Here is a 1902-nt window from a genome sequence, read left to right on the forward strand (position 1 = left end):
TAGCAGGCACCTACAATCAAAGTTCATTTTAGGGCCAAGAGAACATGTCATTTTAGGATTAGCGGAATCTTATCTTCGCTCAGTATTACCACCTGCACTGTCAGCGGTTATTGATTCAACATTTATCCAAATACAAACACTAACACTCTCAACCTTGATTCCCTTTCACATCAGCTCAAAAGTACATGTTGTCAGCGATCTTCAGGCACGATTGCAATATCCCCAATTTAATTCTGTCTTTGAAAGGCTCTGTTTAGCACTTGCTTATCAACGAGTAATTACGATTGAAGATAAATACCTTACAAGACACACCAACATACAACCTTTAGGTTTAGTTCTTGCTGAGACTGAACTTTATTTAATCTATCAACAACAAGAAGAAAAACACATAGCTATAAATCATATTCATACTATAGAGGTATCAACATTTACATTTGATTATCCCGCTAATTTCAATCTAGAAGATTACGTAATATTCGAATACAAACCAATAACTGATGAAAAGCGTTACCAATAACACAACTCTAACAGATAGCATTATATTGCCACCATCCATGCGACATAAAATGCCGCATCGTTAATTACGGTATAAAAAGAAAACTCACCTAAAATATATTTCATTAAGGAATAAATAATGAAAGTTTCAACTATTGCTCTTGGTATATCATCAATATTACTATTATCTGCATGTGGCGGCGGGAGCTCTGATTCAGATAAAACGAGCTCAACTCGTAGTATTCAAGGTAAAGCCATTGATGGCTATGTGAAAGGCGCAACTGTAGGTTTAGATTTAAACTTTAACGGTAAGTTAGATGCAGGAGAACCAACAACAATCACTGGCGACAATGGTACATATATTTTAGATATCAAATCAAACCAAGACGCGTCCTGTGCTGACTATGTGCCAACCATTGTTAATGTCCCTATTGGTGCTATAGATGAAGACCTTGGTATTGTTGAAACAGCTTACACTATGACACTAGCTCCAGCTATATTTATACCTAGTGATAAAGATATCCGTGATATTACTCCACTAACAACAGTACTTTGGGAAAACATTCAACAAGACCTCGAAAGTAATAATTTAGGGATGCTTAGCTGCTCGACTATTCAACATCAATCTGAAACACGTGAACGTATTAGTACGATGTTGAGAGAACAAGAGTTCCGTTTACAGCGTCGCTTTAATGTTCCTGTAGAAGAACTATACAGTGACTTCATTGCATCTGGTAATGCTAAACTAGCGGTAAGCGCAGCTAACCTTGTGAAAGGTATGCAGTTGTCTTATGAAGAAACTCGTGTGCTGTACCAAGACCCGAATGTTGTATATGCAGAAGTTGAGTATATGCAAGGTCATTGGAATTACATGATGGAAAACGAAAGTAACTCTAAATTTTGGCATCGAGTAACAACTATTCAATACAAAGATAGGTCAACTACTACACGTATCGAACGCATGTCCGATGATTTAACAAACGTAGTAAATATCTTTGAAGATTCAATGAAACGAGAAAGAAATGAGCGAGGTTTATCATTAATAGAGCGATATGCAGTAGAACCAGATGGATGCAACATATCCGTTGAACTTGTACAAGCAAAAGCAGATGGGCATGGTTTACGTAATCACCATTATATTAGTAATATTAATTCACTTTCTGCTTGTCAAAATGCAGCTGAAGAAAATAACCTCACCATGCAGACAATTTTAGCATATCGTTCAAATGGGATAGATGATATTGGAAAAATTGAGGAATTAGGACAGTTTGAATATGATTCAAGTCAAGTGTTTAGCTATAGAGATTTAGTAACTGCATTTGATTCAATGAGTGTAGATGAATTAAACCAATTTAATTATATTTCAGCTGATTTCAATGATAATTCAATTCATTCATCAAAATCTGT

At 35.7% G+C, this 1902-nt stretch carries 2 protein-coding genes; both read left to right on the forward strand.

The window, feature by feature from the left end:
* On the forward strand, window positions 1-517 hold a 517-nt coding region (locus I3255_RS13965), incomplete at its 5' end, for a WYL domain-containing protein (RefSeq protein WP_238039351.1).
* A gap of 117 nt (window positions 518-634) precedes the next feature.
* Window positions 635-1902 (forward strand): hypothetical protein (locus tag I3255_RS13970; protein ID WP_238039352.1); only part of this gene is annotated, 1268 nt, incomplete at its 3' end.

The sequence above is a fragment of the Psychrobacter sp. Ps6 genome, assembly GCF_022129235.1.
In the GTDB taxonomy this organism is placed as follows: Bacteria; Pseudomonadota; Gammaproteobacteria; order Pseudomonadales; family Moraxellaceae; genus Psychrobacter.